Genomic DNA, 17,342 nt, shown 5'->3' on the forward strand with positions numbered 1-17,342 from the left:
CCCCCCCCCCCCCCCCCCCCCCCCCCCCCCCCCCTACCGCTGCGGCTACTCCTCCAGGGTCAGGTAGAGACGGGTGCCCTGCGGGGTGAAGCCGAGGCGTTCGTAGACACGGCGGGAGTCGTCGCCGGAGTACTCCAACCACACCGAGGCGGCGCCCTGTTCGAACATCGCCGCGGCGACGGCGGCGGTGACGGCCGCGCCGACGCCGCGGCGGCGGAAGGCCGGACGGGTGCCGATGCCCGCCACCTCCGCGGTGCCGACCGCGGGCGGGGAGCAGGACGCGGCGCCGGCGCAGCCGCCGTCGGCGGTGCGCGCGTACCGCACCGCTCCCCCGCCGTCCTGGAGGCGCCGCAGCCGCGCGGCGCCCTCCGGCGAGGCGGTGGACTCCCCGGTGAACGCCTCGGCCAGTGCCGCGTCGATCGCCGCGTACTCCGGCTCGGCGGTGGGCACCGCGACGGCGAACCCGGCGTCGGACGGCGGCGGCACGGTCAGCGTGCCCGGCTCGCAGACCAGGTACGTGTGCACCGCCTCGGTGCCGAACCCGGCGGCGCGCAGCGCGGGTTCGACCGCGGGCGCGCTGTCGGGCGCGAACTCCAGCCGCGGGGTGAGCCCGCGGCCGCGGAAGGCGGCGACCAGCGCCGCGACGTCCGCAGCGGTCGGCTCGGCGCCGGGCAGCGGGGTGGCGTAGTTGACGAAGGGGCTGGTGGTGGCGGGGTCGAAGCCCGCGACGAACCCGCCGGTCGCCACGGCCTCGGGGCGGCGGCGGAGGTTGGCGACGGCGAAGCTCTGCACAGGGGTGCGCATGGTGGTGGTGTGGCCTCACGGAACGTGGGTGGTGCGCCGGTCCCGGGCTGCCGTGGGTACGGCGCCGGCGGGAGGCGCGGGGCGGGCCGCCCCCGCGCGAGGGCGACCGGCGGTGCCCGGGGCACCGCGGTGGCAGGCCGCGTACGTCAGAGCGCGCGGCACGAACGGGCGGCGGCGCCGCGGACCGTTGCGTGCGTACGGCGGCCGCTGCGGGACGCCGGAACCATGGACTTCGTTCCCCACCGTGAGAGCGTTGCGTGCGAGCACCGGGCCGTCGCGGCCGCGGGCGGGGCCGACTCTGCCAGGGCGCCCCCGCCGGGCGCAACGGGTTTTCCGCCGGGCCGTGGTGCGGGGCGGGGGCGGGACCTTCGGGGCGCGTCGGTCCCCACGGGACCCCACGGGGACCCTCCGGCGCCCCCGGTGTCAGGAGGAGCCCGGCACGGAGCGGGCGCGCAGGTGGACGCGCTCGCCCTGCGGCCCGAAGAGGGCGAGGAACTCCACCGGCCGGTCACCGGCGTTGGCGAAGCCGTGCGGGGTGCGGGTGTCGAACTCGGCCGCCTCGCCCGCGGTGAGGATCACGTCGCGGTCGCCGAGGGCGAGCCGGAGCCGGCCGGAGAGCACGTAGAGCCACTCGTAGCCCTCGTGGGTGCGCTGCTCCAGCGGGCTGTCCGGGTCGGGGCCGCCCGGCCGGACCGGCATGATCTGCTTGTAGGCGTGCAGCCCGCCGAGGTAGTGGGTCAGCGGCACGTAGGTCTGGCCGTGGCGGGTGAAGGGCCGCGGGTGGATGCGCGGGTCGCCGGTCGCGGGCGCGCCGACCAGTTCGTCGAGGGGCACGCCGTACGCCTTGGCCAGCGGCAGCAGCAGTTCGAGGGTGGGTTTGCGGCGGCCGGATTCCAGCCGGGACAGGGTGCTCAGCGAGATGCCGGTCTCCTCGGCGACCCGGGCGAGGGTGAAGGTGCGGGCGTGGCGCAGGCTGCGCAGCCGGGGGCCCACTTCGGCGAGGACTTCGTGCAGTTCGGCCATATCCGTATGTGCCATCCCGGCAACGCCGTTTGTCAAGTTCCGCCGCGCGGCGCGGTGCCCGGCCGTACGGCGGACAGTCCCGCGCACTATCGTCGGACCGGCCGCGTCCTCGTCCCTGACCTGGTACGCGGCGGCACCGCACCACCGTACGACCGCACCGCCGCACGCCCGCACGCCCGCACCGCCGCACCATCGACCCGGGGAGCCCGCACACCCATGGCACAGCATCCGACCGACCGGCACAGCGCCCTCATCGAGGACCTGCTGGCGCAGATGACCCCGGCGGAGAAGTTCGGCCAGCTCCAGCAGCTCGCGTGGAACGGCGACACCGGTCCGGGCGGCGGCCAGAACCACCTGGCGGAGGCCGCCGCGCGCGAGGGCCGGCTCGGCTCGGTGCTCAACCTGGTGGGCGCCGCGCACACCAACGCGCTCCAGAAGCTGGCCGTGGAGGAGTCCCGGCTCGGTATCCCGCTGCTCTTCGGGTTCGACGTGATCCACGGCTACTGGACGACGTTCCCCGTGCCGCTGGCGCAGGCCGCGAGCTTCGACCCGCAGGTGGCGGTCGCGGACGCGCGGACCTCGGCGCGGGAGGCCCGGTCGAACGGCCTGCACTGGACGTTCGCGCCGATGATGGATGTGACGCGCGAGCCGCGCTGGGGCCGGATCGCGGAGAGCTGCGGCGAGGACACGTATCTGACCGCGCGGTTCGCGGCGGCGAAGACGCACGGCTACCAGGGCACCGCCGCCGAGCAGGGGTACGACGGCGCGAGCGGCGACCTCGGCGACCTCCTGCGCGCCGACGCGGGCGGCGCCCCGGACGCCGCTTTGGGCGCGGACCTGTACGGGGGCGACCGGCTCGCGGCCTGCGCGAAGCACTTCGCCGGGTACGGCGCGGTGGAGGGCGGCCGCGACTACAACACCGTGGACCTGTCCGCGCGCCGGCTGCGCAACGTCTACCTGCCGCCGTTCGCGGCGGCGGTACGGGCCGGGGCGGCCACGGCGATGGCGGCGTTCAACACCGTCAACGGGGTGCCCTCGCACGCCAACCGCCCGCTGCTCCAGGGCGTGTTGAAGGACGAGTGGGGCTTCGACGGGGTCGTGGTGAGCGACTGGGGCGGCGTGGACGAGCTGATCGTGCACGGCTTCGCGGCCGACGGCGCCGACGCGGCCCGCCTGGCGCTGGGCGCGGGCCTGGACATGGAGATGGCCGGCACCCACGTGGGCGACCACGGCCCCGCGCTGCTGGCCGCGGGGCTGGTCGGCCAGGGCCGGCTGGACGACGCGGTCCGCCGGGTGCTGCGTCTGAAGGCCCGGCTCGGCCTCTTCGACGACCCGTACACCGACGAGGCGGCGGAGATCGCCGGGCCGACCGCGGAGAGCCGGGCGGCGGCGCGGCGGGCCGCGGCGCGCTGCGCGGTGCTGCTGAAGAACGACGGCGGGGTGCTGCCGCTGGACCGCAGCGGCGGCGGCTCGCTCGCGGTGGTCGGCCCGTACGCGGACTCCGCCGACCTGCACGGCACCTGGTCCGGTCCCGGCGAGCGGCGCTTCCCCGCGGTGAGCGTGCTCGCGGCGCTGCGGGCGGCGGCGCCGGAGCTGCGGATCGAGCACGCCGCCGGCGGCGCGGCGGCCGTCGAGGCGGTGCGCGCGGCGGACATGGCGCTGGTGGTCGTCGGCGAACAGTCCGCGCTCAGCGGGGAGGCGTCCTCGCGCGCCGACATCACGCTGCCGGGCGGGCAGGAGGAGCTGATCGCGCAGGTCGCGGCCACCGGGCGGCCGTTCGCGGTGGCCGTGGTCGCCGGGCGCCCGCTGGTCACCGAGCGCTGGATCGAGCGGGCCCCCGCGGTGCTGCTCGCCTGGCACGGCGGCCTTGAGGCCGGGCCGGCGCTGGCCGACGTCCTGTTCGGCGACGTCAACCCCGGCGGCAAGCTGCCGGTGACGCTGCCCCGCTCGGTCGGGCAGCTCCCGCTGTACTACAACCACGAGAACACCGGCCGCCCGGCGGACCCCGCCGACCCGGCGAAGCCCTACGTCACCGGATACCTCGACCAGCCGTACGGGCCGCGCTTCCCCTTCGGGCACGGCCTGTCCTACACCTCCTTCGAGGTCAGCGCGCCCCGCACCGCGGCCGGCAGCGTCGCGGTGGCCGACCTGCTGGCCGGGGCGCGGGTCGAGGTCGCCGTGCCGGTCGCCAACACCGGTGCGCGCGACGGTGACGAGGTGGTGCAGCTCTACCTGCACGACCCGGTCGCCTCCGTGGTGCGGCCGGTGCACGAGCTGCGCGGCTTCCGGCGGGTCGCGCTCGGCGCGGGCGAGCGCACCGAGGTGGTCTTCTCGCTGGGCGCGGCCGAGTTCGGCTTCCTCGCCGACGACACCGGCGCGCTGGTCCTGGAGCCCGGCCGGATCGACGTCCACGTGGGCGGCGACTCGCAGCGCACCCGGCACCTCGCCCTGACCCTCGTGTGACCGCTCGCCGGGCGGGCAGTGGGGTCAGGGCGTGACGACGGTGGTGCGGTCGGCGGGGAAGCCCTTGTCCCACCAGTGCCGGTAGCGGCTGTAGACGGCCGGTTCGCGGTCGGCGAGCAGCGCCGACAGCCGCTCGGCCTCCTCGGTCAGCGCGCGCCACCGGGCTGCGCGGAGGGGGCGGAAGGAGGTCAGCTCCACCCCGCCGTCCACGGCCCGCCAGACCCCGGCGACCTGCCCGTCCACCAGCAGGGTCGGCAGGGTGTCGCCGTTGCGGCGGACGATCAGCGGGCGGTACTCCTCGGGGACGATCCGGCCGTGTCCGGCGTAGGCCATCAGCACGCTGTCCCACATCGGCAGCAGCCGCGGCGGGGCGGGCGTGTCCGGCTCGGGCACGGTGGCGTCCGCCAGGTCCAGCAGGGCGCCGGAGTCCGGGCCCGCCACGGGCACCACCCGCTCCCCGAGCCGGTCCAGCGCCCGGCGCACCACGGGGCTGGTCAGCAGCGTGAACCGGGCGAAGTCGCGCGCCGTCGCCGGGCCGAAGGCCCGCAGGTAGGCCAGCAGCAGCCGCTGCACCGCCGCGTCCTCGGCGGTGTCGGCGCCGGCCTCCGGGCCTAGGTCAGGGCCGAGGTCCGCCGAAGGGGCCGCCGGGGCCGCGCGGTAGGTGTTCGGCAGCCGGAACGCCCACGGGCCGCCGGTCGGCACATGGTGCAGCGGCGCGTACGTGCGCAGCGCCCACCACAGGCGCTGCGCGCCCGCCCCGAACCGCCGCCCGAGCTCCTCCTCCATCTGCGCGCCGGTCCGCGGTCCCGCCAGCAGCCCGGGCAGCTCCGCGAGCAGCCCGTCGGCGTCCGCCGCGGTCAGCCCGGCCGAGGTGAAGCGGCGGTCGTACACCCGCGCCCCCCGCAGGCTGGCGCGCATCGCGGCATGGCAGTCCGCGTAGTCCGCGCCGTGCACGGCGTGCAGCGTGATCCGCATCAGGCTCGCCTTGACGACCCGGCCCTGCGCGAACGCCGCGTCGAGGTCGTCCGGCGCGAAGCCGCTCACCCGGTTCCACAGCGCGAGATACGGCGACGCGGCAGCCTGCGCCTGCGCGGCGCATATCCGGCGCACCGCCTCGGCCACGTCCAACGGCTCGCGCCGGAGCAGGAGTTGACGGTCCAGGGTGGCCAGGGTGAGCTGCCGCGCGGTGATGCCCATCCAGGGATTATGCCGCGCCGGCGCGAGGGCGGTACGGCCCGCACCGGGCCGGTGCGGCCGGCCGCGGCACCCGGCCGCCGCGACCTATCGCCGGTCCGCGCCGCCGAGCCGGGCCGCCGGGGCCGTCGTACGCTGCGGGGACCGGCGCGACACGTTGACGCGCGGCGCCTCCCGCGAGGCCGCGCGCGCAGACGAAGGGCGGCTGAGTTCCCTGATGGCATCGACGACGTACACCGTGGCACCGATCAGCACCCGGCGGCATCTGGAGTTCGTGGCGGCGCGGGGCGGCGCCAGCCATACGCAGATGCCGTCGTGGGGCGGGGTGAAACCGGACTGGCGGGCGGAGAGCCTGGGGTGGTCGGACGCCGCGGGGCAGCTGGTCGGGGCGGGTCTGGTGCTGTACCGGCCGCTGCCGGGGGTGCGGCGATCGCTGGCGTACCTGCCCGAGGGCCCGGTGATCGACTGGCACGCAGCCGACCTGGACCGGTGGCTGGCGCCGCTGGTGGCGCACTGCCGGGCGCAGGGCGCCTTCGCGGTGCGCGTCGGGCCGCGGGTGGAGGCGCGCACCTGGGACGCGGCGGCGGTCAAGGCCGCGATCGCCGACCCGGGCATCACCCGGTTGGGCCAGGCGGCGCCGACGTGGCAGGACCCGCGGGCCGGCGAGGTGGCGGCGCGGCTGCGGGCGGCGCGCTGGCGGCCGGCCAGGACCGGCGCGGACGGCTTCGGCGCGGGCCAGCCGCGGTTCGTGTGGCGGCTGCCGGTCGCGGACCGGGCCCCACAGGACCTGCTGCGCGGCTTCAGCCAGCAGTGGCGGCGCAACGTGAGGAAGGCGGAGAACGCCGGGGTGAAAGTGGTCCGCGGAGACGCCGGGGACCTCCCGGAGTTCCACCGGCTGTACGTCGGGACCGCGGCGCGCGACGGCTTCCTGCCGCGCCCACTGCCGTACTTCCGGCGGATGTGGGACGCCCTGACCGCCGAGCACCCGGACCGGATGCGGCTCTACCTCGCCGCGCACGACGGCGACGTGCTGGCGGCGGCGACCATGCTGACGGTCGGCGGGCACGTCTGGTACTCCTACGGCGCCTCCGCGGTGCTGCGGCGCGAGGTGCAGCCGAACAACGCGATCCAGTGGCAGATGATCCGGGACGCCTGCGAACTGGGCGCGTCCGTCTACGACTTCCGCGGCATCACGGACACCGTCGACCCGGACGACCCGCACGTGGGGCTGCTGCGCTTCAAGTCGGGTGCGGGCGGCGAGGCGTGCGAGAACCTCGGCGAGTGGGACTTCCCGGTCAACCGGGTGCTGCACCGCGCCCTGGACGCGTACCTCTCCCGCCGCTGACGGCAAGTCCCCGCGCTACGGCCGCAGTTCGGCCAGGCGCAGCCGGGCGAAGGCGATCCGCTCGTACGCGCTTGCCGCACCGGTCTCGTAGAGCAGGCCGACCTCGCCGGGGCCGGTCTGCACCAGGTCGCTGTAGGCGGCGGGGAGCGGGGACAGGGTCAACACCTCCGTCCAGGTCCGGCCGCCGTCGGTGCTCGTGCGGACCGCCATGGCGGCGCGGGCGTCGGGGTCGGCCGGCCCGGCGAACAGCAGTGGCCCGGCGGCGGGTTGCAGCAGGCTGCCCTGCACCACCGGTCCGGCCAGGCCCGGTTGGGGCGCGTACGGCTGCTCCAGGTGTGTGCCGCCGTCCGCGCTGCGGGCGTCGACCCGGACACCGGGCGCGCTGCCGTTCTGGTTGCGTGCGTTGAAGTAGACGGTGCCGTCGGGCAGTTGGGCGGCGGCGGTCTCGTTGGCGTTGACCACGCCGTCGGGGGTGTCGTCGAGGAACCCGATCCGCCAGGTGGTGCCGCCGTCGTCGCTGAGCAGGCAGTGGCCGCCGTAGTACTTCGCCTCGGTGCCGGTGTCCGCGGAGCCGGCCGGCGGCGGCACCGAGTGGTTCGCGGGGGCCACGAGGCGGCCGCGGTGGCGGCCGGCCGTCAGCGCGATCGCGTGGCCCGGGCCGGTGGCGTACCAGCGCCAGTCCGGGTGCTTGGCGGTGGCGGTGATCTCGCGCGGCGCGGTGAACGTCCGCCCGTCGTCCGTGCTGTGCTGCACCCACACCCTGCGGCCGTCCGCCGCGGACGCCTGGCCGGACATGATCTGCGCCTCGGTCACCCCGGCGCCGTTGGTGCAGGTCAGCAGGGTGATACGGCCGGTGCGCGGGTCCACCACGGGGGCCGGGTTGCCGTGGGTGTCGCTGCCGTCGCCCGCGACCACCGCCTGCGCGGCCCAGGTGCGGCCGCCGTCGGCGGACCGCTTGGCCACGACCACGGTCCGCGCGCTGTCCGCGCTTCCGCTGCGCGCCTCGGCGAACGCCACGAGGGTGCCGCGCACCGTGCGGACCACGGCGGGGATGCGGTAGACGGCGTAGCCGTCCGCGCCGGAGGTGAACACCGTGGTCCCGGGCACCGGAGCGGTCGGGCCGCCCTCCGCGGCGGCGGCCCGCGTCGACAGCCCGGCGAAGCCGAGTGCTCCGGCGGCGAGCGGCAGTACGACGAGCCTGCGGCGGCTGAACGACATGCGCGGTCTCCTCTTCTCCGAACAACGTGTTCTCCGAACAACCTGTGTGAACGGCTGCTCCGAACGGCCGCTCCGAACGGTCCGCCGGTGCTGCTTTCCGTGCCGCTGACCCGTGGGGTGCTCCGGCCGCCGACCGGCTATCCGACCGGGCCCAGTTCCGCGGCGCCGACCCGGGCGGCGACGGCGGCCGCCTCCTCCGGGGTGAGGGGCAGCAGCGGGGGCAGGGTGCGGCCGGAGCGGATGACACGGCGGGCCACGAGCGCCGCCTTGAACGCGCCCAGGGCGGCGGACATCCGCCCGATCCGCCCCCGGTCGGGCACCTCGATGATCCCGAACAGCTCGGTGAGCCGCCGCTGTTCGGCCCGCGCGGCGGCCAGATCCCCGCGCCGCGCGGCCTCGTAGAGCCGTACGTAGCCGTGCGGGTCGACGTTGCCGAGGCCGGGCACGATCCCGTCCGCGCCGCGCTCCATCGCGAGGTCGGCGAGCGTCTCGGAGCCGGTCAGGCACCCGGCACCGCTGCCCGCGGTGCCGTCGAGCACCCGTTGGAAGCCTTCCAGGTCGCCGGAGGAGTCCTTGACCGCGGCGATCACCTTGTCCTGGGCGAGGCCCACCAGCAGGGCGGGCGACAGCTTGACGTGGGTGTTGGCCGGGATGTCGTAGGCGACCAGCGGCACGTCGAGCGCGGCGTGCAGGAGTGCGAAGTGGGCGCGCACCTCCGGCTCGGTGACGCCGACGTAGAAGGGCGCGGTGGCCACGACCGCGTCGGCGCCGATCGCCGCCGCGCGCCGGGCGTGGTCCAGCACGCGCAGCGTCCCGGTGTCGATCACCCCGGCGAGCACCGGGACCTGCCCGGCGGCGGTGCCGACGACCGTGCGCAGCGCGGTGTCCCGTGCGGTGTCGGTCAGTTGGGCGATCTCCCCGGTGGAGCCGCCGACGAACAGGCCGTGCACGCCCGCGTCGAGCTGGAAGGCGGCGAGCCGCTCCAGCGACGCGGTGTCCACGTCCCCGTCGTCGGTCAGCGGGGTGCACAGGGGAGGGACGACTCCGTGGAACATCAGGTCCTCTTCGAGGTGTCGGGGTCGGGGCCGGCGCCGTTGCCGGCGGCGGGTGGTGGTGCGGGCGGTGCGGGAGGTCCTGGCGGTGCGGCGACGGCCGCCGGGCCGGTGTCCGCGGCCGGGCCGTGGCGCGGGGCCGGGCCCTCGCGCGGGGGCAGCCCGGCGCGTTCCGCCCGCCGGTCCGCGGCCGCCTGCACCCGGGCCGGTACGTCGCATCCGACCAGCAGGACGACGAGCGCGGTGAGCGCCACGCCGAGCACGGCGATCGAGGTACCCAGACTGAGGGGCTCGGCGAGCTTCGCGCCGAGGATCGGGGCCGCGGCGCCGCCGAGCGCGCCGACGTTGTAGCTGAAGCCGAGCGCCGCCGCCCGCATCTGAAGCGGGTAGTGGTCGCTGACGTATTTCGGCAGCACCCCGGAGCCGCCCGAGCCGGTGCCGACCAGCAGGAACAGCAGCACCCACATCCACACGGTGTGTCCCGAGCCGAGGGCGAAGACCGGCACCACGAAGGCGAGCGAGGCCGTCAGCATCCCGGTGTACGCGATCCGCGTGCCGAACCGGTCCCCGAGGTAGCCGCTGAGCACGGAGCCGACCGCGTAGCCGCAGCCCGCGTACAGCAGCGCGTCGGAGACCTGGTCCGGGCTGTAGTGCAGCGAGGTCTTCAGGTAGGTCGGCAGCAGCGCCTGGAGCGGCCAGGAGTACAGGAACGCGCAGAACACGGTGACCATCAGCGCCACCACCACCGGCCACAGCCGCCCGGCGAACTGGACGGTCAGCGTGACGAAGCAGGCGGTGACCACGGCGACGAGCCCGAGCGTGACGGCCGTGTCCTGCCCGCGCAGCACCGCGACGAGCGCGACCGCGGCCACCAGGCAGAGCACGATGTTGGCCGCCCGGCGCCGGCCGGCGGCGAAGAGGATCGCGGTGGCGCTGACCGGGCGGCGCCCGGCGTCGGCGGCCTGCTGCCACTCGGCGGCCTCCGGGAGCTTGCGCCGCAGGTAGATCGCCAGGACCACCGGCAGCACCCCGATCCAGAACAGCACCCGCCAGCTGCTGTGCGGCACCACCCACGCGTAGGTCTTCGCGGCGAGCACCCCGCCGAGCGGGTAGCCCGAAAGGATCATGCCGCTGGCGGTGTTGCGGAGTTTCCGCGGCCAGCTCTCGATGAGGTAGGTGACGCTGGTGCCGTACTCGCCGGCCATGCCGAGGCCGACGACCATGCGGAAGGCGAAGAGCGACCAGTAGCCCCAGGAGAAGCCGCACAGCACCGAGCCGGTCGCGTACAGCGCGATGCTCAGCACCATCGCGGGGCGGCGGCCGAAGCGGTCGCCGAGCGCGCCGATGGCCAGGCCGCCGAACCAGCGGGAGACGAAGGCCGCGGAGACCAGGGTCGCGGCGGTGACCGTGGAGAGGTGGAAGTCGTGGGCGATCTCGGTGAGGACCAGCGTGATCAGGACGAAGTCGAAGCCGTCCATCGCGTAGCCCAGCCAGGCCGCGGTGAATGCCTTCCAGTCCTGGCCGGACAGCTCCGCGCGCCAGCGCAGGGGTGGGGCCGTCGAGCGGCTCATGCGGCTCTCCTCCTCGGGAGCGGGCTCGGACGGCGGACTCGGAGCGGGGCCGGGTCCTCCGATGAGGTTGGACGTAGGACGTCCGACGTCCTACCGTCCCGGTAACGTAGGCGCCATGCCCGCTGAGCGCAAGCCCCTCGCACCGAAGGACGCACCGCGCGCCCGCGGCCGGCAGCCTTCGGTCCAGGACCGGATCACCGACCTGATCGTCGAGCTGGACCTCGACCCGGGGGACGCGCTGCCGCCCGAGCCGGAGCTGATGCGGGCCCTGGGGGTCAGCCGGAACTCGGTGCGCGAGGCGCTCAAGGGCCTCCAGGCACTGGGCATCGTGGACGTCCGGCACGGCTACGGCACCTACGTCGGCACCGCGCAGCTGCTGTCCATGGCGCCCGGGCTGCTCTTCCACGCGCGGCTGGCGGTGCGGCGCGAGCACCCCGGCGCGCTGCGCGACATCGTGGAGGTGCGGGCGCTGCTGGAGAGCGGGCTGATCCGGCGTTCGGCCGTCGAGCTGTCCGGCGCCGATCTCGACCGGCTCCAGGCGGAGTTGGACGCGCTGGCCGCCGACGGCGCCGCGGCCCGCGCCGACCACGACCGGCGCTTCCACGAACTGCTCTACGAGCCGCTCGGCAACGCGCTGGCGCTCCAGCTCATCGCGCTGTTCTGGGGGGTGTACCGGCAGCTCGAAGGCGAGGTGGGCAAGGCGCGCACCGACCACGAGCAGGTGGTGCGCCAGCACCGCAAGGTGCTGGCCGCGCTGCGCTCGCGCGACGCGGACGCGGCGGCGGCCGCCATCGCCGAGCACTTCGCGGACGTCATCGCCCGCACCGAGCGGTGGGCGGTGGACCGGGCCCGCCCGGCGTGAGGCCCGGCGCGGTGCGGCCGGGTGCGGGCCGACGCGTGTAACGCGGTGAAACGGCCGGCGCACCCTGGTGGGCTCGTGGACAAGGGGGTTACGCTGCCCGGGCGAAACGGGAGGGTGTAACGCGTGGCGAGCGGGAGCGGTAACGCAGGCGGCGGGGCCGGAGGCGGGGGCACGGGCACCGGCACCGGCACCGGCACCGGCCGGGCGACGGTCCGGGCGATCGCGGCCGAGGCGGGGGTGTCGATCGCGACGGTCTCGCGGGTGATGAACGGGCAGGTGCGGGTCGCGCCCGACACCGAGAGCCGGGTGCGGCGGGCGGTGGCCCGGCTGGGCGCGCAGGCGCCGGCCCGGCGCGGCAGTGCGACCGGGGCGATCTACGTCCGCTGCCCGTACGTGCTCACCGACTACTTCGGGGTGATCGTCTCGTCGGTCGCCGAGGCGGTGGACCTGCACGGGCGGCGGCTGGTGCTCAGCGCGGGCGACGCGGCGCGGGCCACCCAGGTGCTGCCCTCGCTGCCGGACGACCCGGGCATCGCGGGGGCGCTGCTGATCGTCCCGCCGGAGCCGGAGCGGGAGTTGGAGGCGCTGCGGGCGAAGGACTTCCCGTTCGTGGTGATCGATCCGCGCACGCCGCTGCCGCGGGACATCGCGTCGGTGTCGGCGGCGAACCTCACCGCGGCCCGCAGCGTCACCGCGCACCTGGTGGAGCTGGGGCACCGCAGGATCGGGGTGATCGGCGGGCCGAGCGACTGGCTGGTCTCCAAGTCCCGCCTGGCGGGCCACACGTCGGCGCTCGCGGACGCGGGCGTGCTGCCCTCCCCCGAGCTGGTCCGCTCGATCGAGCCCACCGCCGGGTGGGGTTACGCCGCGGCCTGCGAACTCCTCGACCTGCCCGAACGCCCCACCGCGCTGGTCGCGTTCAACGACAAGGCCGCGGTCGGCGCGCTGCGGGCGGCGTACGAACGGGAGTTGGCGGTGCCGGCGGACCTGTCGATCACCGGCTTCGACGACATCGACCTGAGCCGCAGTACGGTGCCGCGGCTGACGACGGTGCGCCAACCCCTGGAGGAGATGGGGCGGATGGCGGTCTCGCTGCTGATGCGGCTGCTGGAGCAGCACACCGTGGAGACCCTGCATGTGGAGCTGGCCACCGAACTGGTGCTGCGCGGCTCCACCGGTCCGGCGCCGGGGGGCGCCGGGTGAGCGAACCGTTCAGCCTCCAGCCGCTGCGGCCCGAACACGCCACCGCCGTGCTCGCCTTCGAGCGCGAGAACCGGGCGTACTTCGCCGCCTGGGTACCCGACCGCGGCGACGCGTTCTTCGCCGACTTCGACGCCCACTTCGCCCAGCTCCTCGCCTTCCAGGCCGCCGGCGAGGATTACCCGCACGTCCTGCTCACCCCGCACGGCGACGTCGCCGGCCGCGTCAACCTCTACCGCGTCACCCCCGAGCGCTCCGCCGAGCTCGGCTACCGCATCGCCCAGCACGCCGCCGGCCGCGGCCTCGCCACCGCCGCCGTCCGCGAGATCTGCCACCTCGCCGCCACCGCCTACGCCCTCAGCGCCCTCACCGCACGCGTCACCGACGACAACCCCGCCTCCCGCGCCGTCCTCGAACGCAACGCCTTCCGCCCCACCACCCCCCTCACCCTCAACCACAAACCCGCCACCGCCTTCCACCGCCCCCTCCCCTGACACCGCCTCAGCCGGGCCAAACAGGCGGTTCCGCGAGGATGCCGTCGTACGGGGCGGGCAGGGGGCGTTCCTGCGGGTCGGTGGAGGTCACGCTTCGGACGGCGGGGGCAGGGGGCGGAGGACGCGGGCCGGGTTGCCCACGGCCAGGACGGACGGCGGGAGGTCCTTGGTGACGACGGAGCCCGCGCCGACCACGGTGTTCGCGCCGATGGTGACGCCGGGGCAGACGATGGCGCCGCCGCCGAGCCAGACGTTGTCGCCGATGGTGATGGGCAGGGCGCGTTCCCAGCCGGCGCGGCGGCGGTCGGGGTCCAGTTCGTGGGTGGGGGTGAGGAGTTGGACGTTGGGGCCGATCTGGACGTCGGCGCCGATGGTGATCGGGGCGGCGTCGAGGAAGACCGCGTTGAAGTTGACGAAGGTGCGCGGGCCGATGGTGATGTAGGTGCCGTAGTCGCACTGGAAGGGCGGGCGGACGCGCACCTGGTCGCCGACCGAGCCGAGCAGGTCGCGCAGCACGATCCCGCGCTGTTCGGGCCCGGTCGCGGAGTTGAACGCGCGGCACAGCTCCTCGCGCCGCCTGGTGTCCGCGCCCAGTTCCTCGTCGTCCGCGATGTACCACTCGCCGGCCAGCATGCGTTCCTTGTTCACACCCATGGCCCCCAGTGTGCCCGGATGGAGCAGGGGGAGCGGGCGGGGGCGGGGAGCCGTGCTTACCGTCGGGACATGACTTCCATCGAATCCGTGGTCCTGGAGGCGGAGGACCCCGCCGCCGCCGAGGAGTTCTACGCCGCCGCCTTCGGCCTGGGCGGGCGGCTGCGGGTGCGGCCGGCCGAGGGGGAGACCAGCGGCTTCCGGGGCTTCACGCTGTCGCTGACGGTGGCGCGGCCGGCCACCGTGGACGGCTTCCTCCAGGCGGCCCTGGACGCGGGCGCCACCGCGGTGAAGCCGGCCGCGAAGTCGTTCTGGGGCTACGGGGGCGTGGTGCGGGCGCCGGACGGGGCGCTGTGGAAGGTGGCGACGTCGGAGAAGAAGGACCAGGGCCCGGCGACGCGGGAGGTGGACCGCTTCGTGCTGCTGCTGGGCGTGGCGGACGTGAAGGCCACCAAGGAGTTCTACGTCGGGCAGGGCCTGACCGTGGGCAAGAGCTTCGGCCGCAAGTACGTGGAGTTCGCCGCGCCCGGCAGCCCGGTGCAGCTGGCGCTGTACGGCCGGGCGGCCCTCGCCAAGGACGCCGGGGTGCCGCCCGACGGCAGCGGCTCGCACCGGATGGCCGTGGTCGGCGGCGACCGGGGGGCCTTCACCGACCCGGACGGCTTCGCCTGGGAGCAGCCCGCCTGAACCGGGCGCCGGGCGCGGCGGCCCGGCGCCCACGGTCAGACGCGAACCCCTGGTCAGGCGCTCTGGAGCTGCTCGACCTCCACGTGCTGCGGGTAGAACGCGACATGCCCGGCGATCGCGCCCACCGCCTCGTACGGCTCGCGGTAGGTCCACACGGCGTCGGTGATGGTGCCGTCGCCGGTGACCAGCGAGTAGTACGAGGCGTCGCCCTTGTACGGGCAGTAGGTGCTGGTATCGGTGGGGGCAAGCGCGTCCGCCGCCACGTCGGCCAGCGGTATGTACTGGACGGCCGGGTAGTCGGCCTCCTGGAGGGTGAGCGCGGCGGTGGTGTCGGCGACGACCTTGCCGCCGGCGCGCACCACGACGCGGGCGGCCGTCGGCTCGACGGTGATGGGGTGGTCGGGGCCGGGCGTCTTGACGGGGCGGGCCATGAGGACTCCAGAACTCCTGCCGGGTCGGCCCGGACGGTCATCCGGGCCTCCCCCACGTCAACCCCGCCGGCCCACCCGCCATTCCCGCCGACCCACCCGCCATTCCCGCCGGCCCATCCGCCATTTGCGCCGGCTCACGCCCGTTGCCGACGGCTCACCCGTCGCCGCCGCCGACCCGCCCTCCGTTCGCGCCGGCTCCCGGCACCCGCCGCAGCACCCGCAGCAGGTACTCCTCCCGGTCCAGCGGGTTGTGGTCGGTGCGCGGCCGCTCCGGCACCTTCCCGGTGACCGGCCGGTAGTGGTGGAAGGCGCTCTCCAGCGCCCCTTCGCCCCGGGTGAGCGTGGGCAGTCGCCGCTCCAGGTCGTGGACGCGGGCGGCGGGGATGTCGCCGGCCAGTTCGTACCCGCCGTCGTGCGCGGCCGGGGTGCGGGGCAGCGCGCCGAGCCGGGCCAGCACGGGCAGCACCGTGCCCAGCGCGTCGGCGGGCAGGTCGAGCCGGAAGCGGTGCATCGGCTCGTGCACGGTGGTGCCCGCCTGCCGCAGCGCCGCCATGAGCACCAGCGGGGTGAGCCCGCGGAAGTCCGCGCCCGTACTGGACATGCTCTTGTCGAAGGTCCCGTGCGCGTGGCTCTGCCGCGGCCAGTACCCGCAGTGCGTCATCGTGACCGCGCAGTCGGTCACCCGCCAGCCGTGCAGCCCCTGCTCCAGCGTGCGGCGCACCGTCTCCTCCACCGCGGCGAAGAACGCGTAGGGCATCGCGCCCAGTTCCACGCCGAGCCCGAATGCGACCCCGCTGCCGGCCGGGCCCGGCGCGACCCGCAGCCCCACCGTGGCCAGGAACGGATTGCCGTCCTTCGCGATGGACTCGACGGCGGCGCCGGTCCCGGCCGGGCGCTCGATGTGCAGGGTGGTGGTGGGCCGGAAGTCGGCGTCGAGTCCGAATTCGCCGGCCAACGTCGCCTGGATGACCTCCTTCTGCACCTCGCCGTAGAGCGACACGGCGATCTCCTGCCGCAGTTCGTCCCGGCGCAGGTCGATCAGCGGGTCCTGCTCGGCGAGTTGGACGAGCGCGGCGTGCAGCGCGCCGCGGTCGGCCGGGCGCCGGGCGGTGACGACCGTCTCCAGGGACGGCGGCGCGAAGTGCCGGTCCTCCCCCGCCGCGGGCGGCGGCGCTCCGACGGTGTCGCCGATCCGCACGTCGCCCAGGCCCCAGACGCGGGCGATCCGCCCGGCCGGGGCGTGGTCGCGCCGGGTGTCGGTGCCGGCCTCGAAGACGCTGAGCGCGGTGACCCGGCCCTCCCCGACCGGGCCGCCGCCGCGGTGCACCGGCAGCCGGTCGCGGGTGCGGACGGTCCCGGCGGCCACCCGCACGTAGGCGATGCGCTCGCCTGCCGGGCCGCGCTCCATCTTGAAGACGGTGCCGCGCACGGGCGCGTCCGGGTCGGGGCGGCGCGCCGGCAGCAGTGCGGCGATGCCCGCGATCAGGGCGCCCGTTCCCGCACCGGTGACGGCGGAGCCCGCGTAGACCGGGTGGACGAGGGCGGCCGCGGTCTGCTCGGCGAGCGCCGCGCGCAGCCGGGCGTGGTCGACGGCGTGCTCGTCGCGGACGTACGCGGCCAGCAGCCGGTCGTCGCGGCGGGCCAGCAGGTCCAGCAGCCGCGCGTCGAAGCCGGGGTCGGCCGCGGTGTACGGCGGGGCGGCCGCCTGCGGGGTGCCCTGGGCGCGGGCGCCGGTCATCGCGACGATGTCGGGGGTCAGCCGGCCGGCGACGGCCCGAAGGGTGCGGTCGAGGTCGGCGCCGCGCCGGTCGAGCTTGTTGACGAAGATCAGCGTGGGGATGCGCAGGCGGCGCAGGGTGCGCATCAGGACGCGGGTCTGCGGCTGGACGCCCTCGACCGCGGAGACGACCAGGACGGCGCCGTCGAGCACGCCGAGCACCCGCTCGACCTCGGCGATGAAGTCGGGGTGGCCGGGGGTGTCGATCAGGTTGACGTCCGGGCCGCCGGGACCTCCGTCGGGGGCGCCGCCCCCGGGCAGTGTGAAGGCCACCACGGCGGACTTGATGGTGATGCCGCGCTGCTTCTCCAGCGCGAGCGTGTCCGTGGTGGTGCTGCCGCGGTCGACGCTGCCGATCTCGTCGATGACACCGGCGGCGTACAGCAGCCGCTCGGTGAGGCTGGTCTTACCGGCGTCGATGTGCGCGAGGATGCCGAGGTTGAGCGAGTGCACAGGCCGTCATGTCCTTGGGGTCGGGGGTGGTGGCTTCCGGGGCGGGCATGACGGAACCGCGCATCTTCACTGCTCCTCGGTCGGTGGCCGGCCCGGGTGGCCGGCGTGCGTGACCGG

General features: G+C 75.7%; 15 protein-coding genes. 6 read left to right on the forward strand and 9 right to left on the reverse strand.

Going from position 1 to position 17,342, the window contains the following annotated elements; genetic code table 11:
* Window positions 1-45: 45 nt before the first annotated feature.
* Together AC3EVP_RS08800 and AC3EVP_RS08805 are read right to left on the reverse strand one after the other, a co-directional pair.
* Window positions 46-804 carry a GNAT family N-acetyltransferase gene (locus AC3EVP_RS08800; protein ID WP_435127859.1) on the reverse strand — a complete coding sequence of 253 codons (759 nt, stop codon included), beginning with the start codon at window positions 802-804 and terminating at the stop codon, window positions 46-48.
* A 423-nt stretch (window positions 805-1,227) separates the two neighbouring features.
* Window positions 1,228-1,842, reverse strand: coding sequence for a helix-turn-helix domain-containing protein (locus AC3EVP_RS08805; RefSeq protein ID WP_335980829.1), 615 nt, complete (start codon window positions 1,840-1,842; stop codon window positions 1,228-1,230).
* 201 nt (window positions 1,843-2,043) lie between these two features.
* On the opposite strand from AC3EVP_RS08805, the gene AC3EVP_RS08810 reads away from it, so the two are divergent.
* The gene (locus AC3EVP_RS08810) at window positions 2,044-4,290 is read left to right on the forward strand and encodes a glycoside hydrolase family 3 N-terminal domain-containing protein (protein WP_435127862.1); all 2,247 of its coding nucleotides are present in this window, start codon (window positions 2,044-2,046) and stop codon (window positions 4,288-4,290) included.
* A 24-nt stretch (window positions 4,291-4,314) separates the two neighbouring features.
* Here AC3EVP_RS08810 and AC3EVP_RS08815 read toward each other — a convergent pair whose 3' ends face one another.
* On the reverse strand, window positions 4,315-5,487 hold the full coding sequence (locus tag AC3EVP_RS08815; RefSeq protein ID WP_435127864.1) for a winged helix DNA-binding domain-containing protein: 1,173 nt from the start codon (window positions 5,485-5,487) through the stop codon (window positions 4,315-4,317).
* A gap of 214 nt (window positions 5,488-5,701) precedes the next feature.
* On the opposite strand from AC3EVP_RS08815, the gene AC3EVP_RS08820 reads away from it, so the two are divergent.
* Entirely contained in the window at window positions 5,702-6,829 is a 1,128-nt protein-coding gene (locus AC3EVP_RS08820) for a lipid II:glycine glycyltransferase FemX (protein WP_435127866.1), read from the forward strand.
* Between the two features lie 15 nt (window positions 6,830-6,844).
* On the opposite strand, the gene AC3EVP_RS08825 is transcribed toward AC3EVP_RS08820, so the two are convergent.
* From AC3EVP_RS08825 to AC3EVP_RS08835, 3 genes are all read right to left on the reverse strand, one after another.
* The gene (locus AC3EVP_RS08825; RefSeq protein WP_435127868.1) at window positions 6,845-8,047 is read right to left on the reverse strand and encodes a sialidase family protein; all 1,203 of its coding nucleotides are present in this window, start codon (window positions 8,045-8,047) and stop codon (window positions 6,845-6,847) included.
* Between the two features lie 137 nt (window positions 8,048-8,184).
* On the reverse strand, window positions 8,185-9,102 hold the full coding sequence (locus tag AC3EVP_RS08830) for a dihydrodipicolinate synthase family protein (RefSeq protein ID WP_335980835.1): 918 nt from the start codon (window positions 9,100-9,102) through the stop codon (window positions 8,185-8,187).
* Window positions 9,102-10,670 carry a sialate:H+ symport family MFS transporter gene (locus AC3EVP_RS08835; RefSeq protein ID WP_435127870.1) on the reverse strand — a complete coding sequence of 523 codons (1,569 nt, stop codon included), beginning with the start codon at window positions 10,668-10,670 and terminating at the stop codon, window positions 9,102-9,104. The genes AC3EVP_RS08830 and AC3EVP_RS08835 overlap by 1 nt, the downstream gene beginning before the upstream one ends.
* Window positions 10,671-10,785: 115 nt before the next feature.
* Here AC3EVP_RS08835 and AC3EVP_RS08840 point away from each other — a divergent pair, with 115 nt between their 5' ends.
* From AC3EVP_RS08840 to AC3EVP_RS08850, 3 genes are all read left to right on the forward strand, one after another.
* Window positions 10,786-11,532: a FadR/GntR family transcriptional regulator gene (locus AC3EVP_RS08840; RefSeq protein ID WP_435127872.1), complete on the forward strand. Its 747-nt coding sequence runs from the start codon at window positions 10,786-10,788 to the stop codon at window positions 11,530-11,532.
* 123 nt (window positions 11,533-11,655) lie between these two features.
* Complete coding sequence (locus AC3EVP_RS08845) at window positions 11,656-12,735, forward strand: LacI family DNA-binding transcriptional regulator (protein WP_435127874.1); 1,080 nt, start codon at window positions 11,656-11,658, stop codon at window positions 12,733-12,735.
* Window positions 12,732-13,226, forward strand: a complete 495-nt coding sequence (locus AC3EVP_RS08850) for a GNAT family N-acetyltransferase (RefSeq protein WP_435127876.1) — start codon at window positions 12,732-12,734, stop codon at window positions 13,224-13,226. The genes AC3EVP_RS08845 and AC3EVP_RS08850 overlap by 4 nt, the downstream gene beginning before the upstream one ends.
* A gap of 87 nt (window positions 13,227-13,313) precedes the next feature.
* On the opposite strand, the gene AC3EVP_RS08855 is transcribed toward AC3EVP_RS08850, so the two are convergent.
* A complete protein-coding gene (locus tag AC3EVP_RS08855; RefSeq protein WP_435127878.1) occupies window positions 13,314-13,880 on the reverse strand; it encodes a sugar O-acetyltransferase in 567 nt (188 codons plus the stop codon).
* Window positions 13,881-13,949: 69 nt separating this feature from the next.
* On the opposite strand from AC3EVP_RS08855, the gene AC3EVP_RS08860 reads away from it, so the two are divergent.
* Entirely contained in the window at window positions 13,950-14,564 is a 615-nt protein-coding gene (locus AC3EVP_RS08860) for a glyoxalase (RefSeq protein WP_435127880.1), read from the forward strand.
* A gap of 53 nt (window positions 14,565-14,617) precedes the next feature.
* Here the strand turns inward: AC3EVP_RS08860 and AC3EVP_RS08865 are convergent, their stop codons facing one another.
* Complete coding sequence (locus AC3EVP_RS08865) at window positions 14,618-14,995, reverse strand: DUF427 domain-containing protein (RefSeq protein WP_435127882.1); 378 nt, start codon at window positions 14,993-14,995, stop codon at window positions 14,618-14,620.
* 154 nt (window positions 14,996-15,149) lie between these two features.
* On the reverse strand, window positions 15,150-17,225 hold the full coding sequence (locus tag AC3EVP_RS08870; protein WP_435127884.1) for a GTP-binding protein: 2,076 nt from the start codon (window positions 17,223-17,225) through the stop codon (window positions 15,150-15,152).
* Window positions 17,226-17,342: the final 117 nt, after the last annotated feature.

It is taken from the genome of Actinacidiphila sp. bgisy144 (assembly GCF_057708105.1).

Bases quoted from the DNA above. Each gene is read 5' to 3' on its own strand.
- AC3EVP_RS08800 (WP_435127859.1), bottom strand. From the start codon at position 804: ATGCGCACCCCTGTGCAGAGCTTCGCCGTCGCCAACCTCCGCCGCCGC.
- AC3EVP_RS08805 (WP_335980829.1), bottom strand. From the start codon at position 1,842: ATGGCACATACGGATATGGCCGAACTGCACGAAGTCCTCGCCGAAGTG.
- AC3EVP_RS08810 (WP_435127862.1), top strand. From the start codon at position 2,044: ATGGCACAGCATCCGACCGACCGGCACAGCGCCCTCATCGAGGACCTG.
- AC3EVP_RS08815 (WP_435127864.1), bottom strand. From the start codon at position 5,487: ATGGGCATCACCGCGCGGCAGCTCACCCTGGCCACCCTGGACCGTCAA.
- AC3EVP_RS08820 (WP_435127866.1), top strand. From the start codon at position 5,702: ATGGCATCGACGACGTACACCGTGGCACCGATCAGCACCCGGCGGCAT.
- AC3EVP_RS08825 (WP_435127868.1), bottom strand. From the start codon at position 8,047: ATGTCGTTCAGCCGCCGCAGGCTCGTCGTACTGCCGCTCGCCGCCGGA.
- AC3EVP_RS08830 (WP_335980835.1), bottom strand. From the start codon at position 9,102: ATGTTCCACGGAGTCGTCCCTCCCCTGTGCACCCCGCTGACCGACGAC.
- AC3EVP_RS08835 (WP_435127870.1), bottom strand. From the start codon at position 10,670: ATGAGCCGCTCGACGGCCCCACCCCTGCGCTGGCGCGCGGAGCTGTCC.
- AC3EVP_RS08840 (WP_435127872.1), top strand. From the start codon at position 10,786: ATGCCCGCTGAGCGCAAGCCCCTCGCACCGAAGGACGCACCGCGCGCC.
- AC3EVP_RS08855 (WP_435127878.1), bottom strand. From the start codon at position 13,880: ATGGGTGTGAACAAGGAACGCATGCTGGCCGGCGAGTGGTACATCGCG.
- AC3EVP_RS08860 (WP_435127880.1), top strand. From the start codon at position 13,950: ATGACTTCCATCGAATCCGTGGTCCTGGAGGCGGAGGACCCCGCCGCC.
- AC3EVP_RS08865 (WP_435127882.1), bottom strand. From the start codon at position 14,995: ATGGCCCGCCCCGTCAAGACGCCCGGCCCCGACCACCCCATCACCGTC.